Source organism: Hominimerdicola aceti (assembly GCF_025567495.1).
Classification (GTDB): Bacteria; Bacillota; Clostridia; order Oscillospirales; family Ruminococcaceae; genus Hominimerdicola; species Hominimerdicola aceti.
In genome coordinates, this window is the sequence record NZ_JAOQJZ010000034.1 from 1 (window position 1) to 691 (window position 691).

1 protein-coding gene is annotated in these 691 nt (G+C 44.1%); it reads left to right on the plus strand.

Going from position 1 to position 691, the window contains the following annotated elements; genetic code table 11:
• The coding region (locus OCV57_RS14245; RefSeq protein WP_267302088.1) for an HINT domain-containing protein at positions 1–691 on the plus strand (691 nt) is incomplete at both ends.

The following is a 691-nucleotide window of genomic DNA, read 5'->3' on the forward strand; positions in this document are numbered from 1 at the left end:
TATCAAGTTGGGCGTCAGGAGGTTCATTCTGGGAGGGCTTTAAGGACGGCGTGGTGACCGGAGCTATTTTCGGTGGCGTATTTGGCGGACTTGGAGCGGCAGGTGAATTTTTAGGTAATGCCAAGGCGGTTAGTTTGCTTGCCAATGGAAAATGGTTGGGTAAATCGTGTAGCTTTGCTAAAACGGTTGGAACGGTCGCCAAAGCAAGTGGAGCTATCACATTTGTAATGGGAGGCTTTGATACTCTCGCATTAGGTTCAAAGATATTGTTTGGTGATAACTGGTTTAGTGACTTTAATGCGGCTTTGCATGAGAGTTCTATATACAATGTAGCTCAGACGACTATAGCAAGTGTAGCTGTTTTTACCGGCGGAATGAACAGCGGATTTAACAAGGCAGCTAACAGTGCAGGAGTTAAACCGTCATGTTTTGTGGCGGGAACGCTTGTAATGGCGGTCGCCGGAATGGTTGCCATAGAAAAGATAAAGTCAGGAGATAAAGTCATTTCAACAGACCCTGAAACAATGGAAACTTCTCCGAAAACTGTTCTTGAAACCTACATAAGAGAGGTAACAACGCTTGTTCATCTCACTGTGAACGGTGAAGAAATCGTTACAACTGTTGACCACCCGTTCTATGTAAAAAATCAAGGCTTTATCAAAGCAGGAGAACTAATAGTTGGTGATGAACT